The 25,182-nt window shown below is 43.9% G+C and carries 19 protein-coding genes; 9 read left to right on the top strand and 10 right to left on the bottom strand.

Going from position 1 to position 25,182, the window contains the following annotated elements; all coding sequences use genetic code 11:
• Positions 1-2: 2 nt before the first annotated feature.
• The 8 genes from VRU48_RS09320 to surE form a co-directional block, all read right to left on the bottom strand.
• Complete coding sequence (locus VRU48_RS09320) at positions 3-3,179, bottom strand: SusC/RagA family TonB-linked outer membrane protein (RefSeq protein ID WP_330107653.1); 3,177 nt, start codon at positions 3,177-3,179, stop codon at positions 3-5.
• A gap of 215 nt (positions 3,180-3,394) precedes the next feature.
• The gene (locus VRU48_RS09325; protein WP_431311632.1) at positions 3,395-5,839 is read right to left on the bottom strand and encodes a glutaminase family protein; all 2,445 of its coding nucleotides are present in this window, start codon (positions 5,837-5,839) and stop codon (positions 3,395-3,397) included.
• A gap of 233 nt (positions 5,840-6,072) precedes the next feature.
• Positions 6,073-7,077, bottom strand: a complete 1,005-nt coding sequence (locus VRU48_RS09330; RefSeq protein ID WP_330107655.1) for a LacI family DNA-binding transcriptional regulator — start codon at positions 7,075-7,077, stop codon at positions 6,073-6,075.
• A gap of 62 nt (positions 7,078-7,139) precedes the next feature.
• Positions 7,140-8,267 (bottom strand): hypothetical protein, encoded by a 1,128-nt coding sequence (locus VRU48_RS09335; protein ID WP_330107656.1) that lies wholly within the window; start codon positions 8,265-8,267, stop codon positions 7,140-7,142.
• A 105-nt stretch (positions 8,268-8,372) separates the two neighbouring features.
• Complete coding sequence (gene lpxB, locus VRU48_RS09340; RefSeq protein ID WP_330107657.1) at positions 8,373-9,479, bottom strand: lipid-A-disaccharide synthase; 1,107 nt, start codon at positions 9,477-9,479, stop codon at positions 8,373-8,375.
• Positions 9,480-9,612: 133 nt separating this feature from the next.
• Positions 9,613-10,389 carry a hypothetical protein gene (locus VRU48_RS09345; RefSeq protein WP_330107658.1) on the bottom strand — a complete coding sequence of 259 codons (777 nt, stop codon included), beginning with the start codon at positions 10,387-10,389 and terminating at the stop codon, positions 9,613-9,615.
• A gap of 246 nt (positions 10,390-10,635) precedes the next feature.
• On the bottom strand, positions 10,636-10,908 hold the full coding sequence (locus tag VRU48_RS09350; RefSeq protein ID WP_330107659.1) for a stationary phase survival protein SurE: 273 nt from the start codon (positions 10,906-10,908) through the stop codon (positions 10,636-10,638).
• A gap of 2 nt (positions 10,909-10,910) precedes the next feature.
• Positions 10,911-11,750, bottom strand: coding sequence for a 5'/3'-nucleotidase SurE (gene surE / locus VRU48_RS09355; protein ID WP_330107660.1), 840 nt, complete (start codon positions 11,748-11,750; stop codon positions 10,911-10,913).
• 189 nt (positions 11,751-11,939) lie between these two features.
• On the opposite strand from surE, the gene VRU48_RS09360 reads away from it, so the two are divergent.
• Together VRU48_RS09360 and VRU48_RS09365 are read left to right on the top strand one after the other, a co-directional pair.
• A complete protein-coding gene (locus tag VRU48_RS09360) occupies positions 11,940-14,873 on the top strand; it encodes a M16 family metallopeptidase (RefSeq protein ID WP_330107661.1) in 2,934 nt (977 codons plus the stop codon).
• A 109-nt stretch (positions 14,874-14,982) separates the two neighbouring features.
• Positions 14,983-17,388 carry a hypothetical protein gene (locus tag VRU48_RS09365; protein ID WP_330107662.1) on the top strand — a complete coding sequence of 802 codons (2,406 nt, stop codon included), beginning with the start codon at positions 14,983-14,985 and terminating at the stop codon, positions 17,386-17,388.
• Between the two features lie 26 nt (positions 17,389-17,414).
• Here VRU48_RS09365 and VRU48_RS09370 read toward each other — a convergent pair whose 3' ends face one another.
• Together VRU48_RS09370 and acs are read right to left on the bottom strand one after the other, a co-directional pair.
• Positions 17,415-17,600 carry a CsbD family protein gene (locus VRU48_RS09370; RefSeq protein ID WP_330107663.1) on the bottom strand — a complete coding sequence of 62 codons (186 nt, stop codon included), beginning with the start codon at positions 17,598-17,600 and terminating at the stop codon, positions 17,415-17,417.
• Between the two features lie 252 nt (positions 17,601-17,852).
• Positions 17,853-19,748, bottom strand: coding sequence for an acetate--CoA ligase (acs, locus tag VRU48_RS09375; RefSeq protein WP_330107664.1), 1,896 nt, complete (start codon positions 19,746-19,748; stop codon positions 17,853-17,855).
• 126 nt (positions 19,749-19,874) lie between these two features.
• On the opposite strand from acs, the gene VRU48_RS09380 reads away from it, so the two are divergent.
• From VRU48_RS09380 to bshC, 7 genes are all read left to right on the top strand, one after another.
• Positions 19,875-20,369 (top strand): hypothetical protein, encoded by a 495-nt coding sequence (locus VRU48_RS09380; protein ID WP_330107665.1) that lies wholly within the window; start codon positions 19,875-19,877, stop codon positions 20,367-20,369.
• An 88-nt stretch (positions 20,370-20,457) separates the two neighbouring features.
• Complete coding sequence (gene rpmB, locus VRU48_RS09385) at positions 20,458-20,691, top strand: 50S ribosomal protein L28 (protein WP_199140266.1); 234 nt, start codon at positions 20,458-20,460, stop codon at positions 20,689-20,691.
• A 41-nt stretch (positions 20,692-20,732) separates the two neighbouring features.
• Positions 20,733-20,915 carry a 50S ribosomal protein L33 gene (gene rpmG, locus VRU48_RS09390; RefSeq protein ID WP_008242799.1) on the top strand — a complete coding sequence of 61 codons (183 nt, stop codon included), beginning with the start codon at positions 20,733-20,735 and terminating at the stop codon, positions 20,913-20,915.
• An 83-nt stretch (positions 20,916-20,998) separates the two neighbouring features.
• Positions 20,999-21,160: a DUF4295 domain-containing protein gene (locus VRU48_RS09395; RefSeq protein ID WP_199140264.1), complete on the top strand. Its 162-nt coding sequence runs from the start codon at positions 20,999-21,001 to the stop codon at positions 21,158-21,160.
• Between the two features lie 72 nt (positions 21,161-21,232).
• Positions 21,233-22,195, top strand: a complete 963-nt coding sequence (gene ftsY, locus VRU48_RS09400; protein WP_330107666.1) for a signal recognition particle-docking protein FtsY — start codon at positions 21,233-21,235, stop codon at positions 22,193-22,195.
• Position 22,196: 1 nt separating this feature from the next.
• Positions 22,197-23,525 carry a 30S ribosomal protein S12 methylthiotransferase RimO gene (gene rimO / locus VRU48_RS09405; RefSeq protein WP_330107667.1) on the top strand — a complete coding sequence of 443 codons (1,329 nt, stop codon included), beginning with the start codon at positions 22,197-22,199 and terminating at the stop codon, positions 23,523-23,525.
• 69 nt (positions 23,526-23,594) lie between these two features.
• Positions 23,595-25,181 (top strand): bacillithiol biosynthesis cysteine-adding enzyme BshC, encoded by a 1,587-nt coding sequence (gene bshC, locus VRU48_RS09410; RefSeq protein ID WP_330107668.1) that lies wholly within the window; start codon positions 23,595-23,597, stop codon positions 25,179-25,181.
• Position 25,182 lies beyond the last annotated feature (1 nt).

Below are 25,182 nucleotides of genomic sequence, written 5' to 3' on the forward strand. Positions count from 1 at the left end.
AATTAAAATTTAAGGTTAACACCTAGCGACAAAGTTGCGGTTGTTGGATATCTAGCTCCATTTGCCCTTCCATTTACATTGGTATTCAACTCGGGATCCCATAACTTCCAGCTACTGAAAGTGGCCAAGTTGGTACCGATCAGGTAAATCGCCGCATTTTTGACATGGATTTTGCTAGCCCACGATTTTGGCAGGTTATAGCTCAATTGTGCCGTTTTTAAACGCAAAAAGTTGACGTCTTTTACCCACCAAGAGCTCTCCTGGGTATTATTGGTGTTATCGGCTTCGCCATAGGCCAAACGTGGATAAAACGCATCCTGACGTGGATTTTCTGGTGTCCAACGATCGGTAGCAATGGTATAGGCATTGCTTAGGCCACCGCCGCCGTTAAACGGAAATATACCCGAACCGCCCAACATGATGTCGGCGCCATGCACCCCCTGGAAGAAGGTGCTCAAGGCAAATCCCTTGTACGAAACATTTACGCCAAAGCCATATACCTTGTTCGGCACATCGCCACGGCCAATCCTGGTTTTATCGTAGTCGTTAATCAAACCATCGCCGTTCAAATCCTTGTACTTGATATCGCCTGGTTTGACAGAAGCTTTTGAGCCTGGCGTAGCGCTGTTATTGATTTCGTCTTGCGAATCGAACAGCTTCTCGGCAATATAGCCGTACCTCGACAGTACGTTATCGCCAATACGGTTCATCCAGGGATAAGGCTGCACCGGACGGTCGTCTTCTACAATTTTATCTTTGTTATAGGTAAAGGTTGCACGGAAGCCTAAATCTACCTGCCCTAGTTTTGTATTGTATTCTAAAGTGGCATCGATACCTCTGTTATCAACAATACCCAAGTTGCCGTAAGGCTGGTTGGTTAAACCTACATAGCCCGGAATAGATTGGCGTTGGAAGAAAATGCCTGTTCTGTATTCCTTAAATAAATCTACAATCAGGTAAAGGTTGTCTTTCAAGGTCCTGATTTCCATACCCAAATCCTGCTTTCTCGATTCGGCCCAGCTTACATCGATACCATAATCGGTTACGTTGATGCCACCAGTATTGGAAAAGTTTTTGCCAAACTGATAGCCGTTGGCGTTATCGGCCACCAAAGTAAGGTAGGCAAACCTACGGCCCGGCAAATCGCCAATACCGGTTTTACCGTCAGAGTACCTGAACTTTAAGAAAGAAATCACGTTTTTCATGTTGCCCCAGAACTTCTCGTTAGAAGGGATCCATCCCACACCAAAGGCCGGGAACGAGCCGAAACGCTTTTTAGGGTTGAAGTTTTCGGAACCGTTATAACCGAAATTGAATTCGGCAAAGTAGCGGTCGTCATACGAATAGGTTGCCCTTGCCGCAGCAGCCAATTGCCTGAAAGGGATAGAGGCGGTAAAATCGCCGGCAAAAGGCTCTGTTCGGTCTTCAGAATAACCTAAAATCAAACCTCCAACGCGATGTTTGCCAAAGCTTCTGTCGTAATTGATCGAAGCCTCGGTGTAAAACTTGCGATTGCCTCCTCTTGCGGGTTCATAGGTCAAATAGTTTTGCGAGCTGGTATAAGTCTGGATGAGGTCTAAGCTGCCATCGGCTTTGTAGGGATTATTGATATCCCTTAAAAAGTAGGTACTCTCCCTTTTCGATCGCTTGATGGAGTTGGTGTTGGTGGCATCGAAAGCAATCATGGCCGACGCGCTCAAGCCTTTCACCAAAGGACTAATGTCTTGCGTTACCCTTAAGTTGCTGTACACCTGATTGGCAAACTCCGTTCTGTAGCCCCTTCGGGTTAAATCGGCATAAGGGTTGCGGAAACCACCGTTTGAGGAACGTCCCGGCACCGAGCCATTGGGATAGATTTTTGGATATTCGACCGGCGACACATCCAAGGCCGAACCGAAAATGCTTTCGGTAGTCTCGCCCGGATAATTGCCATTGGCGGCGAAACCTTGTATGCCCAGGTCTAATTTGGTGGTTCCGGTAATTTTTAGGTTCAGGTTACTGGTAAAATTATAACGGGTGTAATTCATGGCCGAATTATAAGCCGCCAAATCGTCGGTTTTTAAAAAGCCATTTTCGTTATAATAAGCCAACGACACATAGTATTGCGCATTTTCAACGCCTCCACCGGCATTCAAATTGGCCCGGCGTACGCTGCTGTATTGCTTAAACAGTTCATCCATCCAGTTTACGTTTGGATAAACCAAAGGATCAACACCCGATGCGGTTTTGTTGATGTAATCTTGGGTATATTTTGCAGGCTGGCCCCGACCGGTTAAAGCCTCGTTGGCCAAGTTCATGTAGGTAACTCCATCCAAGGCTTTGGGGTGACGTGTAAAAGTGCTCAAGCCTTCGTTATAATCGAAAAAGATAGAGGGTTTGCCTACCTTACCGGTTTTGGTTTTCACCAAAATTACGCCGTTGGCACCCCTCACGCCATAAACGGCCGTTCCAGACGCATCTTTCAATACGGTAAACGATTCGATATCTTCTGGATCGATGTTGGAGATGCTGCGTTGCACGCCATCAACCAACACCAATGGCGATGCCGAACCGCCACCAAAAGTAGAAATACCCCGCACCCAGATATCGGCTGCGCTTCGGCCCGGTTCGCCGCTTCTTTGTACGCCAACCACACCGGCAATCCTACCGGCCAACGATTGGGTAATACTCGCTACAGGCAATTTGAGCTCTTTGGCATCAACGGTTGATTGTGCACCGATCAATGACACCTTGCGTTGCGTACCAAAACCCACAATGGCCACTTCTTCGAGCGCATTGCTGCTGGGCTTAAGCTGTATGGTGATGTTTTTTTGGCTGCCTACAGTTATTTCCTGCGTTTCGTAGCCTACATAGCTAAATACCAAAACCGAATTTTCTGAGGCCACGGTAATGCTGAAGCTGCCGTTTACATCGGTAGCTACGGTGGTTAGGGCGCCTTTTACCCTCACGCCTACCCCAGGTATGCCCGCACCGGTTTCGTCTTTAACAATACCTCTAATCACAATGTCTGCAACCGAACGTTGCAGTTCGTTTTTAAGGAGAAGCGGTGCTGGCGCATATTTGGCATCGGCCGATGCACTTAATGCCAAACAAACCGCCATTGATAACGCGCCAACTTTCACGGCGCGCTCTTTCATCATCAGCCTGCGCTTGATGAGTCGAGTAAATGTCTTGTTCATAATGTTTTGTTTATAGTTGGTTTTTGTTGATTTTTTTAAGCTGTTATGTGATGTGGTTTTCTCTTTTATTTATCCATAGGCTATCGTTTAATTTCTTTTTAAGCTGTGATCTATAGATCAGCAGTATGATTTTAAGTTTTTTATTCCGCGGTCTGTGGCTCACAGACCGGTAAGGCATAATCAATACAGTTGGTCTGTGAGCCACAGACCAAGGCTTATTTTTTATTTTTCCATTGCTCTGCCAATAATTTGATAAAGTAGCCACCCACTACGCTCCTGGCCTGAAAGCCAACCATTTTGCCGTTGGTAGTTTCGTGCCAATCGCTTAAAGGCACCCTGCTGGTGGTTTCGTTGGCATAGCGGAATACCGGGTTAACGAGTTTTTGAAAATCAGCTTCCTGATCGGCTAAAGTGGCAGTCCATAAAATCCAGTCTGATTTGGTATAGGTTTTACGGCTATCCAGTGGAAGACCATAGGCTTGTTGCTTGGTTAAGTAATAGCTGATTTCTTTTTGATAGACTTCTTTAGGGAACAGATCCAATCCCAGCAGCTTATCCCAAACCATATTGTATTTCTGGCTCCAGGTGCCTTTATCGTTAAAGGTCAGTGCATAGTGGTCGCCGTCGGCAGCCAGCTCCAACCATTTCTTTACCATGGCCTGTGCTTCGGTTCTTACTTTTTGGGCTTCTTCAGTTTTGCCCAATGCCTCGGCCAATTGCGCATAACCACCTAAGGCTACAATGGCTTTAACCGATAAGTTGGCGTTTCTAGCCAAGTGTCCAGCAAAATCGTCGGTACATAATTGGTTGGCCGGGTCAAAGCCTTCTTTTAACAGGTAATTGGCCCAGGTAGAAAGTGTTTCCCAATGTTTTTTGGCATAATTGGCATCGCCTTCTGCCTTGGCAATGGCCGCGGTGAGGATGATCATGTTGCCTGCTTCCTCAACCGGCATGTCTTCGCCATAAGTTTGCCCGTTGGCCAAGGGGTAGGTACCCAAATCGTGCGCAGCAAAAGGTTTTTTCCATTTGCCACTTTCAGTATAGTAGAAAATGCCGTTCATCATGCCTTTCAGCAATTCGGGGTTATACACCAAATATTGAGGTGCCGAAGGATAGGTGATATCAACCGTATTGATAGAACCATTGCTAAAATTCTCCTTCGACATGAACAGCAAGTCGCCATTTGGCGCATAAACAATTTTATGCGCGGCTATGCTCTGCCTGTAGGCCAGCTTGCACAAATCGGCATAGGCCTTGCCACCTGCGCGCAAGGCATCGGCATACAGTTTTTGATCAAATTGTGTACATCTTTGCTTAATAGAGGCATAATCCTGACTGGCCTTAATCGGGTGACTTTCGAAGTTCCCGCCCGATTTTTTCCAGATTGGTTCAAGCTGCGCTCCAAAATACGCCACCGATTTCACGTCATCGTAGCCCAGCATCAGGTATTTGGAAACCGAGGCCTTACCCACTTTTCCGAAAGGGATAACCGAAGCCAAATTCAGTGGCCTGCTGTTGGTTATTTCCTTGGCTGTTGGATATTTCTGACCGATGAACTGCAACAGGCTCTCGTTTTGTGGCGCCAGGTATTGAACCGGTTTAAATTGTGCGGGAACGGCCACATACACATAGCCCCAATCTATCCTTACATCATCGCCCTTTTTTTGCAGGATAGGCTGTTCTACCGTTCCGGCTTTTTGGATGGCCAGGCCACCACTATTGTTTTGCCAGGCATTTACCGGCTGGTTGGGCTGGTTAACGGCCAAAGTAGAAGAAGCACTGAAATAAAGATCTACCTGATGAGGTTTCGCATCAGCCGATTTAACGGCATAGCTGATGTAACTGATGGGTCTTGCAGTTAACTCGATATCGTTAAGCAGCAAGGGCGAAGTAAAACTTACTTCGAGATTTACCTTTCCGCAGGCGAAATTATAAATGGTACTTGTCGCAGTCAGCTTTACGTTTTGCTGCACGGCTTCCAATACTTTAGCCCCATCGGGAATTTCCTCCACAATGCCTGCATCCAAATGTCTTCCACCAGCCGTATTCTTGCAATGGATGGCCAAGGTATTCTCTCCAGCTTTTAAAACTCCGGTTGCTATAGGAATATAGATGTATTCGTGTACCCAGCCTTCTTTTTGGTAAATCGTTTTACCGTTTAGGTACACCATAACATTGTCGTCGTGGTTTAACTTCAGGTATTTTTGGGCGGTCGACAATTTCTCGACCGAAAAGGTTCTGCGGAAATAAATGTCAGCTGTATTCCACTTGGTTTTGGCCGTATGGTCGTCGCCAAAAGGTGCATCGGCTTTGCTCCAGCCCTGCTCGTTAAAACCTGCCCCCATCCAATTGCCAGCTGGCGTGTTAAAAGTATAACTTGCCTGGTAGGCCTGCTCGTCGGCGGTGGGCAATAGGCTTTTGTAGCTTTTGCTGGCTGCACCTAAAAAGCGATAGAACTGGCCATCAACTTTGAGCACACCCAATAACGACTGCTCTCTTCCGGTCCAGTGTTTGGTTACCGAGCCGTTAAGCTTATCGCCAAAAGACCATACGCTAAAATAAGTATCGTGGGTAATTAAGGGATAGGCAGGTGCTTTATCCTGCGCTTTTACCGTTAGGGCTAAAATTAGGCCACAAAGTGCCAGAAGACATTTTCTCATCATACAGTTTATTTTTGGTTACGCCTTATTAAAACGTTTTAGTTTAGCTACAGACAAGTATTTTATGGGGCGGGCACGAAGCCTTGAAACAAAAAACTACTTGGAGGGCGATTTAGAACTGAAAATGCTAAAACGTTTTACTAAATCAATTTTAAATAAAAAAAATTTCAGATGAAATACATAATTGTAACTTTAATGATACAATTTAATTATAAAGAAATGTTGTGATAGCCTTATTTGCGCAAAATCAATTTGGCCGGAATAATGATCTGCTGATCCGGAAGCTTGTTTTTAGAGGCCAGCTGGTTGAGGATAAGCTTGATGATGGTTTCGGCAATTTCTTCCAAAGGCTGCTGAATGGTAGAAATACTCGGCGTATGCAGTTCAAAAGCCTCGTGGTCGTCGTAGCCGATTACCGCAAAGTTCTCATCTATGGTTTGATGCAGTTCTTTCAGCACTTTTAAGCCACTAATGGCCAAATAGTTGGTAGCAAACAGCACAGCATCTACCTTTTTGTTTTTGAAAAGCTGTTTGATCTGCTTAATGGTATCGGCTTCTGCCTGGTTAAAAGGGATTTTGAGCAACAGTTCTTCATCAAAAGGAATGGCATGGTCGGCCAGCGCTTTTTTATAACCTTCGGCACGCTCAATAATCTGCTGCACATTGATATCGGTAGTAACCAGGGCTATATTTTTCTTGCCTTGCTTGATAAAGCTTTCGATGGCCTGGTGCGAGGCTACAAAATGGTTGGCGCCTACATAATTGGTATTGAGTTCGGGCAGGTTCCTATCAAACAAAATCACGGGTTTGTTCTCGTTCAGCAAAATCTGGATATCTTCTTCAATGCCTTTTATCGGCGAAATGATATAAGCATCTACCTTTCTCGACTTGAACATGGTGATGAGCTCCTGTGCTTTCTCTACGCTGTTTTCGGTGCTCGAATAGATAATCTTATAGCCTTTTTTATAGGCCTTGTCTTCTATTAACCGCGCAATTCTGGAGAAAAACGAGTTGGAAATATCTTCAACAATAAGCCCTATGATGTTCGAATTGCCCGTTCTCAGGCTTCGAGCAATCTGATTGGGCTTGTACCCGCTCTCAGCAATAATTTTCTGTACTTTTTTGATTACCGCATCGCTAATCGACTTCTCTTTGGCCTTTCCATTAATGATAAATGAAACCGTGGTAATAGATACCTTGGCCTTTAGTGCTATGTCTTTAATAGAGAGGGCTTTCATCTGATTTGCTTTATTGGCCAAATATAGCAAATACTCTACTCAATCAAATATAAGTTGTAAATCTACAGTTTTGGATAAGAATATTTGAATAGGCCAAAGCTGATACCTAGCTTGGCAAACCAACTTGACTGTTGATAATAAATATTATACAAATCTTGCCCATAATACCCTCCCTCAAGAAATAAACCAGCTGCTGAGAAGCCCCTTATTCTAAAATGTAGTGTTGCATGAAAGTTAATTCGGTCTGAAAATTTAGCTCTTTGCAGATTATAAATAGAACCAACATTCATTCGATTGGTAATATAGCTTACATAAAACTCAACTCTAGTTTTTTCTATCTTAAATGTGTCTAACTTCGCTCCCTTTATACTCATTTCATAATTTGGAATCCATGCCCATGATGAAAGGAGGTTAATTCTCCTTGTTCCATAAACCTTATAAGTTTTTAAGCCTTCGGATGTACCTGTAGAGGTTGAAAAACCTAGTTTGGCGAAAAGATTGTGATTTGTTGTTCTACGAAAAGCCATCGCGTTGAACCCAAGTAGAAAATCATCGCTAAAGTCCCCGTTATAAGTATTTGCATAACCTTTTTTGCCCCAAGGCCTATCAACCGAGTTAAATTCTTCCCCATCTTGTCCATCAGAATGATGATTGCCCTTAAGAGAAAAGGCAAAATGGGTTTTTCTTAGTGAATTTGGATTGTTATATCGAACGAACAGCTCTCCACCCGGCCTAAATGAAGCGGTGCGAACAGGATGGGAAGCATCTCCTAACGAGGCTTGATTTTCAAAAATTCGCACCTCAAAATCAGGATTAAAGTATAGCGAAAGCATCAGATTGCCTTCTCCCCAGCCAATATTCCATCTATCTGATGAAATTCTAAAATATGGGCTTACTATAGCATCTAACACATAAGGATATCGATCGGGAATATCAGCTTTTGTCATCCATCTTTTATTCACATAAAATGACGCTTTTGACAGAAAAACAGTTGAAGAAATTTCTTCATTGAAATAGGCATTGGCTTTTAGCTTGTTAATATACACTGTATCATATGCCCGTTCTTTTTTTAGTGCCTTGGCCTTAACAAAATCATAAATATTGCTTTTTGGCACATCAGTAATCTGCGATTTCGCAGACAAAATCATTAAGCAGAATGCTAATATGAAGTAAAGCGAAGATTTGAGCATAACGTTAATTTCTTGCTTGAATCTAAAACGTTTTCACGTAACAAACAAGAAAGTAAAAACTATGAACAAAAATGCTAACTAGCTATTAACCAACACTCAATAAATTCAACTACTAAGTTTAGCAACAATAAGCCTGGCTGTTCGCTGCGAAGCGCCCGCCGTGCCCATTTTAACGCCCAGTTCTTCATAATCGGCCAGCATTTTTGCACGCCCGGTTCCTTCGGTAACAAGTTTGAGGTTTTGTGCGATGAGTGTCGCGTTGCAGTCTTCCTGGATCAGTTCTTTGACCACTTCCCTATCCATGATGAGGTTAACCAGAGAAATAAACCTGATTTTTACCAATAAGCGTGCGATGGCCACCGACACATTGCCCCCACGGTAAAGCACTACCTGGGGCACTTTGAATAAAGCGGTTTCTAAAGTGGCCGTACCCGAAGCCACCAAAGCCGCGTGGGCGTGGTGCAACAACTGATAGGTTTGCGAGAAAACCAAGTTGGCCGGTCTTCCGTTAATGTACTGCTGATAATATTGCTCGGTAAAAGTTGGTGCGGCGCCAATTACAAACTGATAATCGGGAAACTGGTCTACCACGGCTAGCATATCGGGCAACAAACGTTCTATTTCTTGCTTTCGACTGCCAGGCAACAAGGCCACAATAGGTTGATCACCCAGCTGGTTGTCGGCCCTGAAATTAGGATTAGGCACAAATTGCTCGATTTCATCTAGCAGGGGATTACCTACATAATTTACTTCCATCCCCCATTCTTTGTAGAAATCTACTTCGAAAGGCAGGATGCAAAACATTTGGTCGACAATGCGCTTGATTTTGAGTACGCGCTTTTGGTTCCAGGCCCAAACCTTTGGCGAAATGTAATAACAGACTTTGATGCCCTGCTCTTTAGCAAATTCGGCAATTTTGAGGTTAAAGCCCGGAAAATCTATCAATATCAGGGCATCGGGCTGGTAGGCTAAAATATCGGCTTTGCAGATTTTGAGGTTCCTGAAAATGGTACGCAGGTTAAACAACACTTCGGTAAAGCCCATAAAAGCCATATCGGCATAGTGCTTAACCAGCTCGCCGCCCTCGGCCTGCATCTTATCGCCACCAAAATACCTGAACTTGGCATTTGGATCTTCCAATTTCAATGCCTTCATCAAATTGGCTCCGTGCAAATCGCCAGAGGCTTCGCCTGCTACAAGGTAATATTTCATTTAATCTGGTTCATTAATTTGGATGTTGAATTGCTTTATGTGTTAAATTGTTCTATTGCTCAATTGTTAACGGTTCACCGTAAACTGGCTATTTGCCACTAGACCGCCAATTATTCAACTTCAAGTATCTCCGCTATTTCCACCATTTTCTTTCTTCTTCCGTTCTTGCCTTTTTTACACCTTGGGTATCGACCGAGCTCATCATTTCTCTGTAGTTTTCCCAACCGTTTTTTACATATTTTTCATTAACCATAAACTCTCCTGCACCACTGTCGAGCTCTTTGCTATTCGGAATGCGGTAATCACCCCAATTACATTTCTTAACCGTTTTAGTCTGGTAACTCGTCCATATTCCGGCAAATTGATTGTTAGAAAATCCATCAGCAACCAACATAATTGCATCATAACGGAACTTCCCTTGCTTGTCAATCAAAAAATGCGTCTCTAATTTCCCGGTAATCAATCCGGCACCACTGTTCTTCGCATCTTCATAAAGTTTAACTTCAAAAGTAGCAATCCCTTGCTTGTAACCTGGGATTTCAACCTCGGGGTTCAATGTGCAAGAAGTTACAATCATTGTTCCGATAAAATCGCAAATATTATTTTTTACCCGCGTTTTGCCATATACATAATATTCGGCTGGTTTGTCCTGGCTTTTAACCATAGCCGTAATATGGATGTAAAATCGTTGGTAATTATCGCCAATAAACCCCAATGGGTCTCTCCTTTTTATCTTTTCCTTATTATCCTCCCTGTCTTCGTCAATAATGCTATCAGCGGTCACAATGGCAGATAAATCGTATTTACCTATCTGGCTCATAAAATCTATACTTTTCGATTTTTGAGCTCCAGCTTGCTTAATTGTACTAGCAAAAACTAAGATGCACAATAGTAACTGTTTAAAATTCATAGGTATTTGGGTTACTAATTAACGGTTGGTCATTAATTTATTGTTGGACTGTTAAATTGTTGACCACCCCGCCCTTTGGGCACCCCTCCATGGGAGGGGAATTGTTAATTGTTAAATTGACTTATTGTCTACATGACTTTTTAATCTACCTGGTTTGCCGTTTCATGCATTTCAGCCTTCCAACATTAAAACTTTTCAACCTTACAACAAACACTTGCGAAGTTTTAAAAACTTCGCAAGTGTATCTCACAACACCTTATAAAAAAAGAAGGCAAAAGCCCATAAAAACGTCATGCTTAAAATGCCACGCCCTATGTTTTCTTTATTGATTTTAAAAAAGTAGTTCATTAAAAAAGCATTGATGGCTACGCAACCAATCAGCAATAAATCGGCATGCTGCAGCGCCTTAACATGCTGCATCAGGTACCAAACCAGCAAACCCGGCATCAACGGGGCTAGTACACCAATGGCCATGCCTATCCAAACGTTGTTTTTAACCGCCTTGATTTTCTCTTGCATGGCTAACCTAAATTTGCGCCATCAGGCCCTGCGGTTTTCTCCACTTTCGATTGTGTCGCTGGCTTGGCATTCAAGTCCCAACCGTTTAAAATCGGGATGGCGTGATGTGCGGTCAGGTCAAACTGAACCGGAACCACCGAAGCATAGCCATGATCCAAGGCCCAAACATCGGTATCTTCGCCTTTATCGTAGTTTTCGAACACGCCGGTCAGCCAGTAGTAAGGCCTTTGGTAAGGGTCTTTTCTTTCTTCAAAATCTTCGGCCCATTTGGCATTGGCCTGTCTGCAAATTTTAATGCCCTTGATGTGTGCCCCTTTCGGGAAATTGACATTGAGCAGGGTAGCTTCCGGCAATCCGTGACTAAGCACCTGTAGGGCAATCGTTTTGATAAACGGCTTGCAGTGGCTAAAATCGGCGTCTTGGGCAAAGTCATCGAGCGAAAACCCAATAGACGGGATTTTTTCGATGGCACCTTCTACTGCAGCCGACATGGTGCCCGAATAAATGACATTGATCGAGTTGTTCAGTCCGTGGTTGATGCCCGACACGCAAAGATCTGGCTTTTTGCCTTTAAATACTTTGTTGACGGCCAGTTTAACACAATCAACCGGGGTACCCGAGCATTTGTACATCTCTACGCCAGGATAAAGGTCTACCCGATCGAACCGCAGCGGCTTGCCAATGGTAATGGCATGGCCCATGCCCGATTGGGGCCCATCGGGTGCCACTACTACAACATGTCCGATTTCCTGCATCACTTCGATGAGGTTTTTAATACCGAGCGCGGTAATTCCATCGTCGTTAACCACCAAAATGGTAGGCTTTTGGGTATCTTTATTCATACGGTAAAAATACGAGAAATAATCAGAAGCTTGGCTCCCGTTTTACAATAGTTAATTTTCATCCCATTTTTTTGGGAAAGTAATCGCCAGCCGCTTATATTTGATCACTAACTTATTGGCCATCAAACATTCTTAACCACAAGCCCGGCTTGTCTTTGGATTTTGACCCACTTAAATCATATAAAACTGATGAAAACCAAACTCTTACTCTTTGTCTGTCTTTTACTGGCGGGCAATCAATTATTGGCGCAGTCTACCTATCAATGGAAAACGGCCACCTCTGGGGGTTACACCTATAAATATGTAACCAACGACCCTTCTAAAACCCGTTTTTATACGCTGAAAAATGGACTGACCGCCATTCTTTCGCCCAACAACAAAGAGCCTAACATCCAATGGCGCATGAGCGTAAGGGCAGGCAGCAACACCGACCCTAAAACCAATACGGGTTTGGCGCATTACCTGGAGCATTTGCTTTTTAAGGGAACCGACAAATTCGGCACCAACAACTGGACCAAAGAAAAACCCTTGCTAGACAAAATCGATGCACTTTACGAAAAGTACAACAAAACTACCGATCCGGCCCAGCGCAAGGAAATCTACAAAGAAATAGACAAAACTTCTGGCGAAGCCTCAAACTTCTCTATTGCCAACGAGTACGACAAAATGATTGCCGGCATTGGAGGCAACTCTTCTAACGCACATACCTGGTACGAAGAAACCGTGTATAACGAAGATTTCCCTTCTAATGCCATCGACAAATTCCTGGCCATCCAAAGCGAGCGTTTCCGCAAACCTATTTTCCGTATTTTCCATACCGAATTGGAAGCGGTTTATGAGGAGAAAAACCGTGGTCTTGACGATGACGGCAACAAACTGGACGAAGCCATGATGGACAAGCTTTTCCCTACGCACAACTACGGACAGCAAACCACCATCGGTACCATTGAGCATTTGAAAAATCCGTCGTTGGTAGAAATCAAAAAATACTACGACAAGTATTATGTGCCTAACAACATGGCCATCATTTTCGCAGGCGATTTCAATCCTGACGAAATGATCAAGAAAATAGACAAATCTTTCAGCTATATGGTGGCTAAACCTGTAGTGTTATACAATCCGGTTCCCGAAAAACCATTAACGAGCATCCAAAAAGTTGATGTATATGGTCCGAGTGCCGAAGCCGTAGAAATCTATTACCGCGGCTATCCAGAAAATTCGCAACAAAGCCTGTTGCTCGAATTGATCCGCAGCATTTTGACCAACGGCAAGGCCGGTTTGATCGACATTAACCTGAACAAGCAACAAAAAGTGCTTAGGGCAAGTGCAAGCTATCAGCAAATGAAAGACTATGGCGTATTCAATCTTTCGGCACAACCGAAACAAGGCCAAACCTTGGAACAAGCCGCCAAATTGTTGCTAGAACAAATCGATTTGCTTAAACAAGGCAATTTTGACGACGAATTGCTAAAAGCCATCGTAGCCAACAGAAAATTAAGCTTTTTGCAGGCTTTTGACAGCAACAACAACAGGGCAGAAAATCTTTCTACCGAGTTTATCCTGAACAGGGGTACCAAATGGGACAAAGGCCTTGGCGAAATTGAGGCCACTGCCAAAATTACCAAAGCCCAAGTAATAGCTTTTGCCAAAGAGTTCTTTAAAGACAACTACGTAATCGGCTATAAGCACAAAGGCGAAGACAAAAACGTAATCAAGGTAGAAAAGCCTGCCATTACGCCTATCAACGCCAATGCCAATCTTACCTCGCCATTTGTAAAAAGCATTTTAGAAGCCCCGGTAAAACCGATTGCGCCTAAATTCTTGGATTACCAAAAAGACATCGCCTACGGCAAAGTAGGTGTTGCCGATTTGATGGCCACCAAAAACAACGACAATTCTATTTTTAGAATGACCTATAGGCTTAACATCGGCTCTAACAACTATAAACTGTTACAGTATGCCTCTAGCTACCTGCCTTACCTAAGTACAGACAAATACAGCGCCGAAGACCTAAGCAAACAGTTTTACAACATTGCCTGTAGCTATAACCTGAGCGTCGGCGCAGAAAACACCACCATCAGTATCAGTGGTTTGCAAGAAAACTTCGACAAAGCGGTAAGCTTGGTAGAGCATATCCTTGCCAATGTAAAAGTAAACGAAAAAGCGCTTGAAGAACTGAAAAGCAGCATTTTGAAAGGCCGTGAAAACGCCAAGCTCAACAAAGGTCAAATTATGAATGCCTTGACTTCTTACGCACAATATGGCAGCTTAAACCCTTTCAACAATGTATTGACCAACGAAGAAGTAAAAAACATCAAGGCTTCTGATTTGGTTGATTTGTTGCACAACCTGACCAATTACGAGCACGTCATTACCTATTACGGCCCTAAAGATTTGGCCAGCATTACGCCTGAAATCAAAAAACAACACTTGTTGCCAAAAGAATTTACGCCCGCTGCCCCTGCCAAAGTGTATACCTACACCACACAGGATGCCAACAAGGTATATTTTGCCAATTACGATATGGTACAGTCGGAAATCCGCTGGTTGAGAAATACCGGGGTTTACAACAAAAACGACGCAGCCAACATCCAAGTGTTTAACAGCTATTTTGGTGGCGGGATGGGTTCTATCGTTTTCCAAACCATTAGGGAATCGAAAGCATTGGCCTACTCTACTTTTGCCACTTATGTATCGCCAGATAGAGCCGACAAACAGTACAGCATGGTAGCCTATGTAGGTAGCCAGGCCGATAAAATGACGGATGCCGTAAACGGAATGAACGAATTGTTGAACGTATTGCCAAAAAGCGAAAAATCATTCGATGGTGCCAAAGCAAATGTAGTCAACAATTTAGAAACCGCCCGCATTACGAAAGATGCTGTGATCTACAGCTACTTGGCCGATAAAAAACTAGGCTACGACCATGATTCGAGAATTGATCTTTACAGAGAACTGAAACCTATCAATTTCGACAGCATCAAGGCTTTCCATGGCGAGAAAATTGCCAATAAGCCCTATACTTATCTCATTGTAGCTTCTGACAAGCGAGTGAAATTAGAAGATATGCAGAAATTTGGTGCAGTAACCACTTTAACCTTAGAGCAATTGTTTGGTTATTAAGCCAAAGCGATTGCCAGTGCGCAATGGCCGTTTCGAAATATCGAAGCGGCCTTTGTGTTTATAGAGCTGTGAATTTCCTATTTTAATAGATTTAAGCTATTTTTAACACATGCGCTACTTATCCCTGGCCATCTTATTGGCGTTGTTGAGTTTGAAGGCAAATGCCCAAGACGACCCTTTGGTCGATCGTTTAAAGGCCTACGGCGATGCCAAACAAAATGCCAACCTGTTTGTCCACTTCGACAAAAACGTATACACCAATTACGAAACGATATGGTTTACGGCTTACCTGATCAGGAAAAGCAAAGCTCCCATTAATCAACATAAACTCATTTCGGTAGCCTTGATTAGGGATGCCGACAGTACCGTAGTAATCGAAGAACGCTTTCCGATGCAGAACGGATTGGCTTTTGGCAGCCTTGTTTTGCCCGATTCGTTGCTAACCGGCAATTACCGCTTGCTGGCCATTACCGACAGGTTGACCAACAGCAGCCCGGAAGCCCTATTTGTACAGCCCATCACCATTAAAACCAATATCGATGCGCCGTTTAAAGCCAGCATGAAACTGATAGAGCCGGGCAGCAACAAAGTACTGCTTTCGGTTACTTCTAAAGACAACCGTTTTTTGCCCAAGCCAACTATGGTAAGCTATAAATATGGCAACTTCACAAAAACGGCTAAAACAGATGCTTCAGGACAGCTTTTACTCGATTTGCCTAAACAGGAAAACATTTCGGATCCCAATTTGCATGTCAAGCTCAAATACGAAAAAGACAGCAGTTTAATCAGCATGGCCCTACCACCGGAGAAAAGCAGGGCGAGCGTAAAATTTTATCCCGAAGGAGGCAATTTGGTAGCCGGCTTGCCCATGAATATAGCCTGGGAAGTTAAAGACCAATTTCAGATGCCGATTGCCCTCTCTGCCCTGCTCTTTAAAAACAACCAGGTAATCGACACCATTGAAACCAGCAGCTATGGCATTGGCAAATTCAGGCTGTTGGCCGATGCAGATGCCGACTATACCGTTAAACTGGCCCATTCGGGTTTGATAGACAGTATTTATCACCTGCCCAAAGCCCTGAAAAAAGGAGTTGGCTTAAGTATTCCGGAAGCCCTAGCCCAAGACAGCTTGCGGATCGGCCTACGTACCAACGATGCCAAAAAACTGACCATCCGCATCCATAATTTTAAGGAAAGCTTTGTGTATGCCACTTTTGAGATGGAGCAACATTTCAGGACCATCAAAATCCCCTTAAACGAAGTACCCAAAGGGCTTAACACCATCACCATTACCGATAGTTTAGATAGGCCCTTGGCCGAACGGATGTTTTTTGCCCATTACGACAGCAGCCCGAAGCTAAGCCTAAGCACCAACGAGCCCAGTTATACGCAAAGACAAAAAGTAAGCCTCAGCCTAAAACTCGACAGCAAAATCGAAAATGCCCTGGTTTCTATCGCCTGTGTGCAAGACAGCCGGCTAAACGGCAAAAATACCAACGACATAGAAAGCTATACCTTTTTAAACAACGAACTTGAGCAGCTCCCGCTCAATGTAAATGGCCAAGCCTATAAAGACAAGGCCTATCTTGAGCAGATTTTATTAGTGAAAGGCTGGCGCAGATATACCTGGCAAGAATTTCAGGAATTTAGACCCGAATCGGCTGCCTTTAAAACAGATAGCCTCCAGGTAATTGGAAAAGTAACCAAATCGAAAAAAGAGTTGGTTGCACCGGTTATCGTCGGCGTACTGAATGCGCAACAAATGGGCTTGATAACCACCCGCAGCACGGGGCTATTTAACCTCAACACCAACGAGCTGATGGCCGAAGCCGGCAGAAAAATGTATTTGTTTGTCAACGAGAAAAACAAACTGCCTTATAAAATTGAAGTCGACGATGCATTCAGTAACATGAATGCCAAACTAAGGCACCAGATTTCCTACCAAAGCAACATTTTGCCTTCCAACCTGTTAAACAATAGCGAGCTCGTACTCCAAAGCAACGAAAAAGCCATCAGGCTTAAGGAAGTAACCATTACAGCCAAAAAAGACAACGGTTTCACTTTTGGCAGAGGACTACCCGGCAGCAATGCCTGTGGCGATTACGTGTGCAGGTACAATATCCTCAATTGTCCCAACCATGTTGGAGACTCAGACAATACCCAGCCCGTTCCTGGGCGAACGTACATGACAAACGGCCATTCGATGCTGTACACCGAGTGCAAGGCAAGCGTAGCCAACAATGGCAACGAGCTCTTCACGCCTGTAAAGGGCATCCGCCTACAGAAGGAATTTTACCTGAGCGACTATAAAGAACCCCAAGAACCCGCATTTTTCTCTACGATTTATTGGAATTATGCCACACTGTTAAAAGGTGACAAAGCTACAGACCTCAGTTTTTACACCAGCGATATTACCGGAAAATTCAGGATTGTGGTGCAAGGCCTAACCGATAATGATGTTATTTATGCCGAACGTTTTTTTGAAGTGAAAGCCAAACAAAAAAGCGACCCCTAAAAAGAAGTCGCCTATTGATGTAAAAATCAGAGAGAATTAATCCATTTTACCAATTCATCTCTTGCTTTACCCGTTTTTTGCTGCAATCTGCCTAACAATTCGTCGTCTTTGCCCTCCTCATGTTTCAGGTCGTCGTCGGTGAGGTCTGCGTAAGCCTGCTTCACCTTTCCCTTGATCTCGTTCCACTTTCCTTTCAATTCTAGCCTATCCATAGGTTTTCCATTTAGTTCAACACTCTATTTGTTGGTTAAATAACAGACCTGGCGTGGCGATTGTTTTTAAAAGATTGGATTGTTCTATTGTTAAATGCTGAATTGCGCTATTGTTAATTGTTATACTGTTAAACTGTTGCTATTGCTGAATAATTAAACTGTTAACTGAAAACTGCCAACTGAAGACTATTGCTATTGCTAAATGCCCATCAGCTTTAACCTTTGGTCTTTAGTCTTTAAGCTTTCACCCCCCTAAAGCTGCTTCGATTTATCGATAATTTCCTGTACCACTGCCGGATCTAGCAAGGTGCTGATATCGCCCAGGTTCGAGGTATCGCCTTCGGCTACCTTGCGCAAAATACGGCGCATAATCTTGCCCGACCTGGTTTTAGGCAATCCCGATACAAACAAAATCTTATCAGGTTTGGCAATGGCTCCAATAATGCGGGTTACGGTTTGCAGGATATCCTTTCTGGTGAGGTCTTCATCCTTGCTCAATCCAGGATAAATCACAAAAGCAAAAATGCCCTGTCCCTTAACGTCGTGCGGGTAGCCCACCACAGCGCTTTCAATTACACCGGCATGCATGTTGATGGCATTTTCAACTTCGGCCGTGCCAATTCTGTGTCCAGAAACATTGATTACATCATCAACCCTTCCGGTAATGCGGTAGTAGCCATCCTCGTCGCGCAAGCAGCCATCGCCCGTAAAATAAAGGTTTTGGTAGGTTGAAAAATAAGTTAAACGACAACGTTCGTGATCGCCATAAGTGGTACGCAACATGCCAGGCCATGGAAACTTGATGCACAAATTACCGTTAACGCCATTGCCTTCAATTTCCTTGCCCTGCTCATCAACCAAGATCGGCTGTATGCCCGGCAAAGGCAAAGTGGCAAAGCTAGGTTTGGTAGGTGTTACAAAGGCGATAGGCGAAATCATGATGCCTCCCGTTTCGGTTTGCCACCAGGTATCCACAATCGGGCAGTTTTTCTTGCCTATTTCTTCGTCGAACCAATGCCAAGCCTCTTCATTAATAGGCTCTCCTACCGAGCCCAATACACGCAGGCTGCTCAAATCTTTGCCTTGAACAGGCGCTGTTCCAAATCCCATTAACGACCTGATGGCCGTAGGGGCGGTATATAAAATGTTTACTTGATGTTTTTCTACAATGTCCCAGAACCTTGAAGCATTGGGATAAGTTGGAATACCCTCGAACATCAGCGTGGTGGCGCCCTGCGAAAGCGGTCCGTAAACAATATAAGAATGGCCAGTAATCCAACCAATATCGGCCGTACAGAAATACACTTCGCCAGGCTGGTAATTGAATACATTTGAAAAGGTATAGCCGGCGTACACCATGTAGCCCCCACAAGTATGCACTACGCCTTTGGGCTTGCCGGTAGAGCCCGAAGTATAGAGGATAAACAGCATGTCTTCGGCATTCATTTCTTCGGCAGGACAGTTTGAATCGACCAATTTGATTTCGTCTTCCCACCAACAGTCCCTGCCTTTAAGCATCGATACCGGCGTACGGGTATGCGTAAGCACGATTACTTTTTCGATGGTAGGGCAGCCGATCAAGGCATCGTCTATCACTTCCTTAAGCTGGATCTGTTTATTGCCACGAAAAGCGCCATCGGCAGTTACCACCACTTTACAGGCGGCATCGTTAATGCGGTCGGCGATAGATTTGGCAGAAAAGCCACCAAACACCACCGAATGCACGGCGCCGATACGGGCACAGGCCAATACGGCTACGGCCAGTTCGGGTACCATCGGCATGTAAATGCACACGCGGTCGCCCTTTTGTACGCCATTCTTTTTAAGCACGTTGGCAAACCTGCAAACCTGCTCGTGCAGTACACGGTAAGTTAAGGTAATGCTTTCTTTTTCCGGATCGTTGGGTTCCCAAACAATGGCGGGCGTATCGCCTTTTTCGGCAAGGTGCCTGTCTAGGCAGTTTTCGGTAATATTAAGTTTGGCTCCTTCGAACCATTTGATGCTGGGTGATGCAAAATCCCACGACAGCACATTGTCCCATTTCTTTTTCCAAAGGAAATTGGAGGCAATGCCTGCCCAGAACTCTTCTGGCTGGTTGATGCTTTTTTGGTACGTTTCTTGGTATTCTTCAAAGGTATTGATCTGCATATAGGTAATTTTAGGTATATGGTTAGCCAAATATAATCGTTAATCCCCAAAACTTTAGAAAAACCATGGCCTTAAATACCTTAAATCGTATATTTGATACAATTACCATTAACTAAACCTAACACCATGAAACAAAAACTTTTTCTTTTGCTGTTCCTTTTTATCGGGATGGCCACGGCCAATGCCAGCATCAACAAAAATGGCAACCTGCAAACCGACACCTTAAAAAAAGGCAAGAACTACATCCTTTTTAATAAATCAGCAAACATAGACGAAGTTAGCTTCAGCGTCAACAAAAAGAAGGAAAGCACACTGGTCATCCGTTATGGCTATCCTAATCCAGGTGCGCCTACCAACAACATTAATGGCGCCATACAGCAGAGTAAAACTCAATATGGCGAACCTGAAGCCATTCCGGTATTCGACAAGATCGAAATCGTTAGCGGCAAATACGAGAACATCAAGGTAGAGAAAGAAAACACCCTCAGGAACAGATTTACGTTTACAGACCTGCAATTTCCTTTACACCTAAAGTTAACCAGCGGCAAGGAAACCATCGAATTTGAGCTTCAGGAGGCCGGTTATTGGAACATGGCCATCATGCTCAAAAAAAATAATTAGCATTCACTTGACGTTTACAAAAATAATTCTGATATTTGCAAACTCTTAAAAATTAAGAAGTAGCGAACAATCAAATAATAATAAAGTCATGTCAAGAGTTTGTGATTTAACCGGAAAAATGGCGATGTCGGGACATAATGTTTCTCACTCGAACGTTAAAACGAAACGCAAGTTTTACCCGAACCTACAGCTTCAGAAATTTTATATCCCTGAAGAAGATCGTTGGATAACACTAAAAGTGTCTACTTCGGCTATCAAAACCATCAATAAAATTGGTATTTCAGAAGCCATCAACCGCTTCGTGAAAAAAGGATATTTGTAAAAAACACTTGCTGATCTGTATCGGCATTAACAAAAAATAAAATGGCAAAAAAAGGCAATAGAGTACAGGTTATTTTAGAGTGCACTGAGCATAAAACTAGTGGTATGCCAGGTATGTCTAGATATATTTCTACCAAGAACCGTAAAAACACTACCGAGCGTTTAGAATTGAAAAAATTCAACCCTGTATTGAAAAAAGTAACCGTACACAAAGAAATTAAATAAGGTTGAAGACCGAAAGCTAAAGATTTAAGGCTCTAAATCCTCATTCACTGGATCTTTCACTCAATCATTAAACTTAATAAGACATGGCAAAGAAAGTAGTTGCAACCCTTAAAACAGGTACCGGAAAAGAGTATTCGAAAGTAATTACAATGACAAGATCACCAAAAACTGGTGCTTATTCTTTCAAAGAAATCATTGTACACAACGATCACGTAAAAGATGCGCTTGCTAACAACAGCAAGTAGTCTTATCCACGAATAGCATTAAAGGCCGTTCCGTATTAAACGGAAGGGCTTTTTTTATTTTAACAACATTTTATGGGTTTATTTGATTTTTTCAAGAAAAAAGAAACCGCGCCAGAAGCTCAGGAAGCTTTAGACAAAGGCCTGGAAAAAACCAAGGAAGGTTTTTTGAGCAAAATCACCAAGGCGGTTGCCGGCAAATCGACGGTTGACGACGACGTGCTCGATAACCTGGAAGGCGTTTTGATTAGTTCTGATGTGGGGGTAGCCACTACCCTAAAAATCATCGAGCGCATTGAGGCCAGGGTAGCCAGGGACAAATACTTATCGACCACCGAGTTTAACCACCTGTTGCGCGACGAAATCCAGTTGATGCTGGCCGAAAACAACAGCAACGATTTCCGCAATTTCGAATACGGCAACCACAAGCCTTATGTGATTATGGTGGTGGGCGTAAACGGCGTTGGCAAAACCACTACCATTGGCAAACTGGCGCACAAGCTGAAAAATGAAAACCTGAAAGTGGTACTGGGCGCTGCCGATACTTTCCGCGCGGCGGCCGTAGACCAGATCAAGCTTTGGGGCGAGCGCGTGGGCGTACGCGTAGTAGCACAGGCCATGGGCTCTGATCCGGCTTCTGTTGCCTTCGATACCCTGCAATCGGCTGTTGCCAACCAAGAGGATGTGGTTATTATCGATACAGCCGGACGTTTGCACAACAAAGTCGGCTTGATGAACGAGTTGGGCAAAATCAAGAACGTGATGCAAAAAGTAGTGCCTCATGCCCCACACGAAATCTTGTTGGTGTTAGATGGCTCTACCGGCCAAAACGCATTTGAGCAATGCAAACAGTTTACCGAAGCTACCGATGTAAACGCATTGGCCATTACCAAATTAGACGGTACGGCCAAAGGTGGCGTAGTAATCGGTATTTCTGACCAGTTTAAAATTCCAGTAAAATATATCGGCGTTGGCGAAAAAATGGACGACTTGCAGTTGTTCGATAAAAAAGAATTCGTTAATTCCCTTTTCAAATAAAATGATTACAAAAAAGGCTATAAAATCGGTTACCAAACCTAAAATCAACGTTATTACCCTAGGCTGTTCTAAAAACACCTACGATTCGGAAGTATTGATGGGGCAGCTACGCGGCAATAACCTGGCTGTTGAGCACGAATCAAACCGCTTAGGCAAGAACGATATCGTGGTAATCAACACCTGTGGTTTTATCGACAATGCCAAGCAGGAATCGATTGATACGATTTTGCAATATAGCCAGCTTAAAGACGAAGGCAAGGTGGGAAAAGTAATTGTTACCGGTTGTCTTTCTGAGCGCTACAAACCCGAACTCGAATCAGAAATTACCAACGTAGACGCCTATTTTGGCACCAACGACCTTCAAAATATCCTGCATACCCTGGGCGCTAACTACAAGCACGAACTGATTGGCGAGCGTTTGCTCACTACCCCATCGCATTTTGCTTATTTTAAGATTGCCGAAGGCTGCAACCGTCCTTGTTCGTTCTGTGCCATTCCCTTAATGCGGGGCAAGCACGTGTCGAGGGACATGAACGAATTGGTAAACGAGGCCAAAATATTGGCAGCCAACGGCACCAAAGAGCTGATCTTGATTGCACAGGACCTGACCTATTACGGATTGGACATTTACGGCAAACGCAACCTCGACGAATTGTTGCGTCGCTTGTCTGACGTAAACGGCATCGAGTGGATCAGGTTGCAATACGCCTACCCTTCTGGCTTCCCGATGGAAATTCTGGATGCCATGAACGAACGCGAAAACATTTGCAAATACCTCGATATGCCTTTGCAACACATTACAGACAACATGCTGAAATCGATGCGCCGGGGAATTACCAAACAAAAAACCATCGATATCGTTAACGAAATCAGGGCTAAGGTTCCGAACATCGCCATGCGTACCACTTTAATTTGCGGTTATCCTGGCGAAACCGAAAAAGATTTCGAGGAGATGTACAATTGGGTAGAAGAAACCCGTTTCGATCGCTTGGGTTGCTTTACCTACTCGCACGAGGAAAAAACACATGCCTACAACTTGGTCGACGATGTTCCTGAAGAAGTGAAACAAGAACGCGTAGATGCCATTATGGAGCTGCAGCAAGGCATTTCTTTCGACATTAACCAAACCAAGATTGGCCAAACCTACAAAGTATTGGTAGACAGAAAGGAAGGCGATTTCTTTATTGGCCGTACCGAATTCGACTCGCCTGAGGTAGATAACGAAGTGCTGATCGATGCCCATTCCGGCTATGCCGCCGTTGGCAGTTTTGTTCAGGTTAAAATAGACCGCGCCGAAGATTTCGACCTGTATGGACAAATTGTAAAATAAACAAATCTGCTATCATTTTGACAGCATTAATTTGCAACTTGCCCGAATATTGTCAAAGTTCAAACTCAGATGAAGGCTAAATACATCTCCTACGAAGATACCCACTCGTTTTCTAAACTTGTTTTAGATTACGTAGACGACGACGAATTCCTGCGCCCTTTTTACAACTTCAGACCCGATAGACAAGGGCTAAAACAAGCCGTGGCCAACAGGAATTTCAAAGGAGACCGAAAAATACTGGTCGATGTTTTAACCCAGCAATACCAACACCTTAACATCCATCAGGCCGTTAGCCAAAATATTGCGCTCTTGGCCAACGAAAATACATTTACGGTAACCACAGGCCATCAGCTTAACCTGTTTACCGGTCCTCTGTATTTCATCTACAAAATCGTAACGACCATTAACCTGGCTATCGAACTGAAAATGGCCAATCCGGAAAAAAACTTTGTACCGGTGTACTGGATGGCCACCGAAGACCACGATTTTGAGGAAATCAACCACGTCAGTGTCGATGAAAAAAACATCAGCTGGATCCAGCAGACTAATGGGGCTACTGGCCGCCTGAGCACCAAAACCGTTGCCGCCGCCGTAATGGCCTACAAAGGTTATTTGGGCATCAGCAAAAACGGCAAGAAATTGGCCAAACTGGTAGAAAATGCCTACCTCAACCACGATAACCTGGCCGATGCTACTCGCGCATTGGTCAACAGTTTGTTTGAGCAATATGGACTGGTGATTGTCAACGCAGATGATGCACGGCTTAAAAAAGAATTTGCTGCGATCATCAAAGAAGACATAACAGCACAGCACAGTTCAAAACTGACCGAACAAACCAGCGAGGAACTGACCAAAAACGGCTATAAAACGCAGGTTAACGGACGTGAAATCAATTTCTTCTACCTGATAGACAACCTGAGGGAGAGAATCATCGAAAAAGATGGCCTATACACGGTTAACCACACCGACATCAGCTTTACGCCGGCTACCTTGGTTAAGGAAATTGATGAACATCCGGAAAGGTTCAGTCCCAATGTAATTATGCGCCCGCTTTACCAGGAAGTAATTTTACCCAACATTGCCTACATTGGTGGTGGTGCAGAGGTATCTTACTGGATGCAGCTTAAAGCCAATTTTGATCATTATCAAATCGATTTTCCTGTTTTACTGTTGCGTAATTCGGCTTTGCTGATCGACCAACGCAGTGCAGACAACCTCCACAAACTGGGCTTCAAATTTGAAGATGCTTTTTTAACTACCCAAGCCTTGCAACAAAGGTGGATCAACGAAAACAGCGAGGCCAATTTAAACCTGGCCGATGAAACCCGGGCTATACAGGCCGTTTTTGACCAAATCAAGCTGCACGCCTTCAAAATAGACAAGACTTTGGAAAGCTCGGCCGATTCGGCCAAAACAAAAACTAATCATCTGTTGGCCAATTTGGAGAAAAAATTGTTCAGGGCCGAAAAACGGAAACACGACGTTTCGTTAAAACAGATAGAAAATGTAAAGAACAGGCTTTTTCCCAATGGAACCTTGCAAGAGCGCGTGCTTAACCTGGCTCCGATGTACGTCAATTATGGCGACGATTTTATTTCTTCGCTCATTGAAAACTTCCAGCCATTGGGTGGCGATTTTACTTTATTGCTTCCATAAG

The organism is Pedobacter albus (genome assembly GCF_036324255.1).
Classification (GTDB): domain Bacteria; phylum Bacteroidota; class Bacteroidia; order Sphingobacteriales; family Sphingobacteriaceae; genus Pedobacter; species Pedobacter albus.

Coding starts and splice junctions, on each gene's coding strand:
- VRU48_RS09330 (WP_330107655.1), bottom strand. CDS start 7,077: ATGAAAGCCCTCTCTATTAAAGACATAGCACTAAAGGCCAAGGTATCT.
- VRU48_RS09350 (WP_330107659.1), bottom strand. CDS start 10,908: ATGCAAGAGAAAATCAAGGCGGTTAAAAACAACGTTTGGATAGGCATG.
- acs (WP_330107664.1), bottom strand. CDS start 19,748: ATGCAGATCAATACCTTTGAAGAATACCAAGAAACGTACCAAAAAAGC.
- VRU48_RS09380 (WP_330107665.1), top strand. CDS start 19,875: ATGAAACAAAAACTTTTTCTTTTGCTGTTCCTTTTTATCGGGATGGCC.
- VRU48_RS09320 (WP_330107653.1), bottom strand. CDS start 3,179: ATGAACAAGACATTTACTCGACTCATCAAGCGCAGGCTGATGATGAAA.
- surE (WP_330107660.1), bottom strand. CDS start 11,750: ATGAATAAAGATACCCAAAAGCCTACCATTTTGGTGGTTAACGACGAT.
- ftsY (WP_330107666.1), top strand. CDS start 21,233: ATGGGTTTATTTGATTTTTTCAAGAAAAAAGAAACCGCGCCAGAAGCT.
- VRU48_RS09365 (WP_330107662.1), top strand. CDS start 14,983: ATGCGCTACTTATCCCTGGCCATCTTATTGGCGTTGTTGAGTTTGAAG.
- VRU48_RS09345 (WP_330107658.1), bottom strand. CDS start 10,389: ATGAATTTTAAACAGTTACTATTGTGCATCTTAGTTTTTGCTAGTACA.
- VRU48_RS09370 (WP_330107663.1), bottom strand. CDS start 17,600: ATGGATAGGCTAGAATTGAAAGGAAAGTGGAACGAGATCAAGGGAAAG.
- bshC (WP_330107668.1), top strand. CDS start 23,595: ATGAAGGCTAAATACATCTCCTACGAAGATACCCACTCGTTTTCTAAA.
- lpxB (WP_330107657.1), bottom strand. CDS start 9,479: ATGAAATATTACCTTGTAGCAGGCGAAGCCTCTGGCGATTTGCACGGA.
- rimO (WP_330107667.1), top strand. CDS start 22,197: ATGATTACAAAAAAGGCTATAAAATCGGTTACCAAACCTAAAATCAAC.
- VRU48_RS09335 (WP_330107656.1), bottom strand. CDS start 8,267: ATGCTCAAATCTTCGCTTTACTTCATATTAGCATTCTGCTTAATGATT.
- rpmB (WP_199140266.1), top strand. CDS start 20,458: ATGTCAAGAGTTTGTGATTTAACCGGAAAAATGGCGATGTCGGGACAT.
- VRU48_RS09395 (WP_199140264.1), top strand. CDS start 20,999: ATGGCAAAGAAAGTAGTTGCAACCCTTAAAACAGGTACCGGAAAAGAG.
- VRU48_RS09325 (WP_431311632.1), bottom strand. CDS start 5,839: ATGAGAAAATGTCTTCTGGCACTTTGTGGCCTAATTTTAGCCCTAACG.
- rpmG (WP_008242799.1), top strand. CDS start 20,733: ATGGCAAAAAAAGGCAATAGAGTACAGGTTATTTTAGAGTGCACTGAG.
- VRU48_RS09360 (WP_330107661.1), top strand. CDS start 11,940: ATGAAAACCAAACTCTTACTCTTTGTCTGTCTTTTACTGGCGGGCAAT.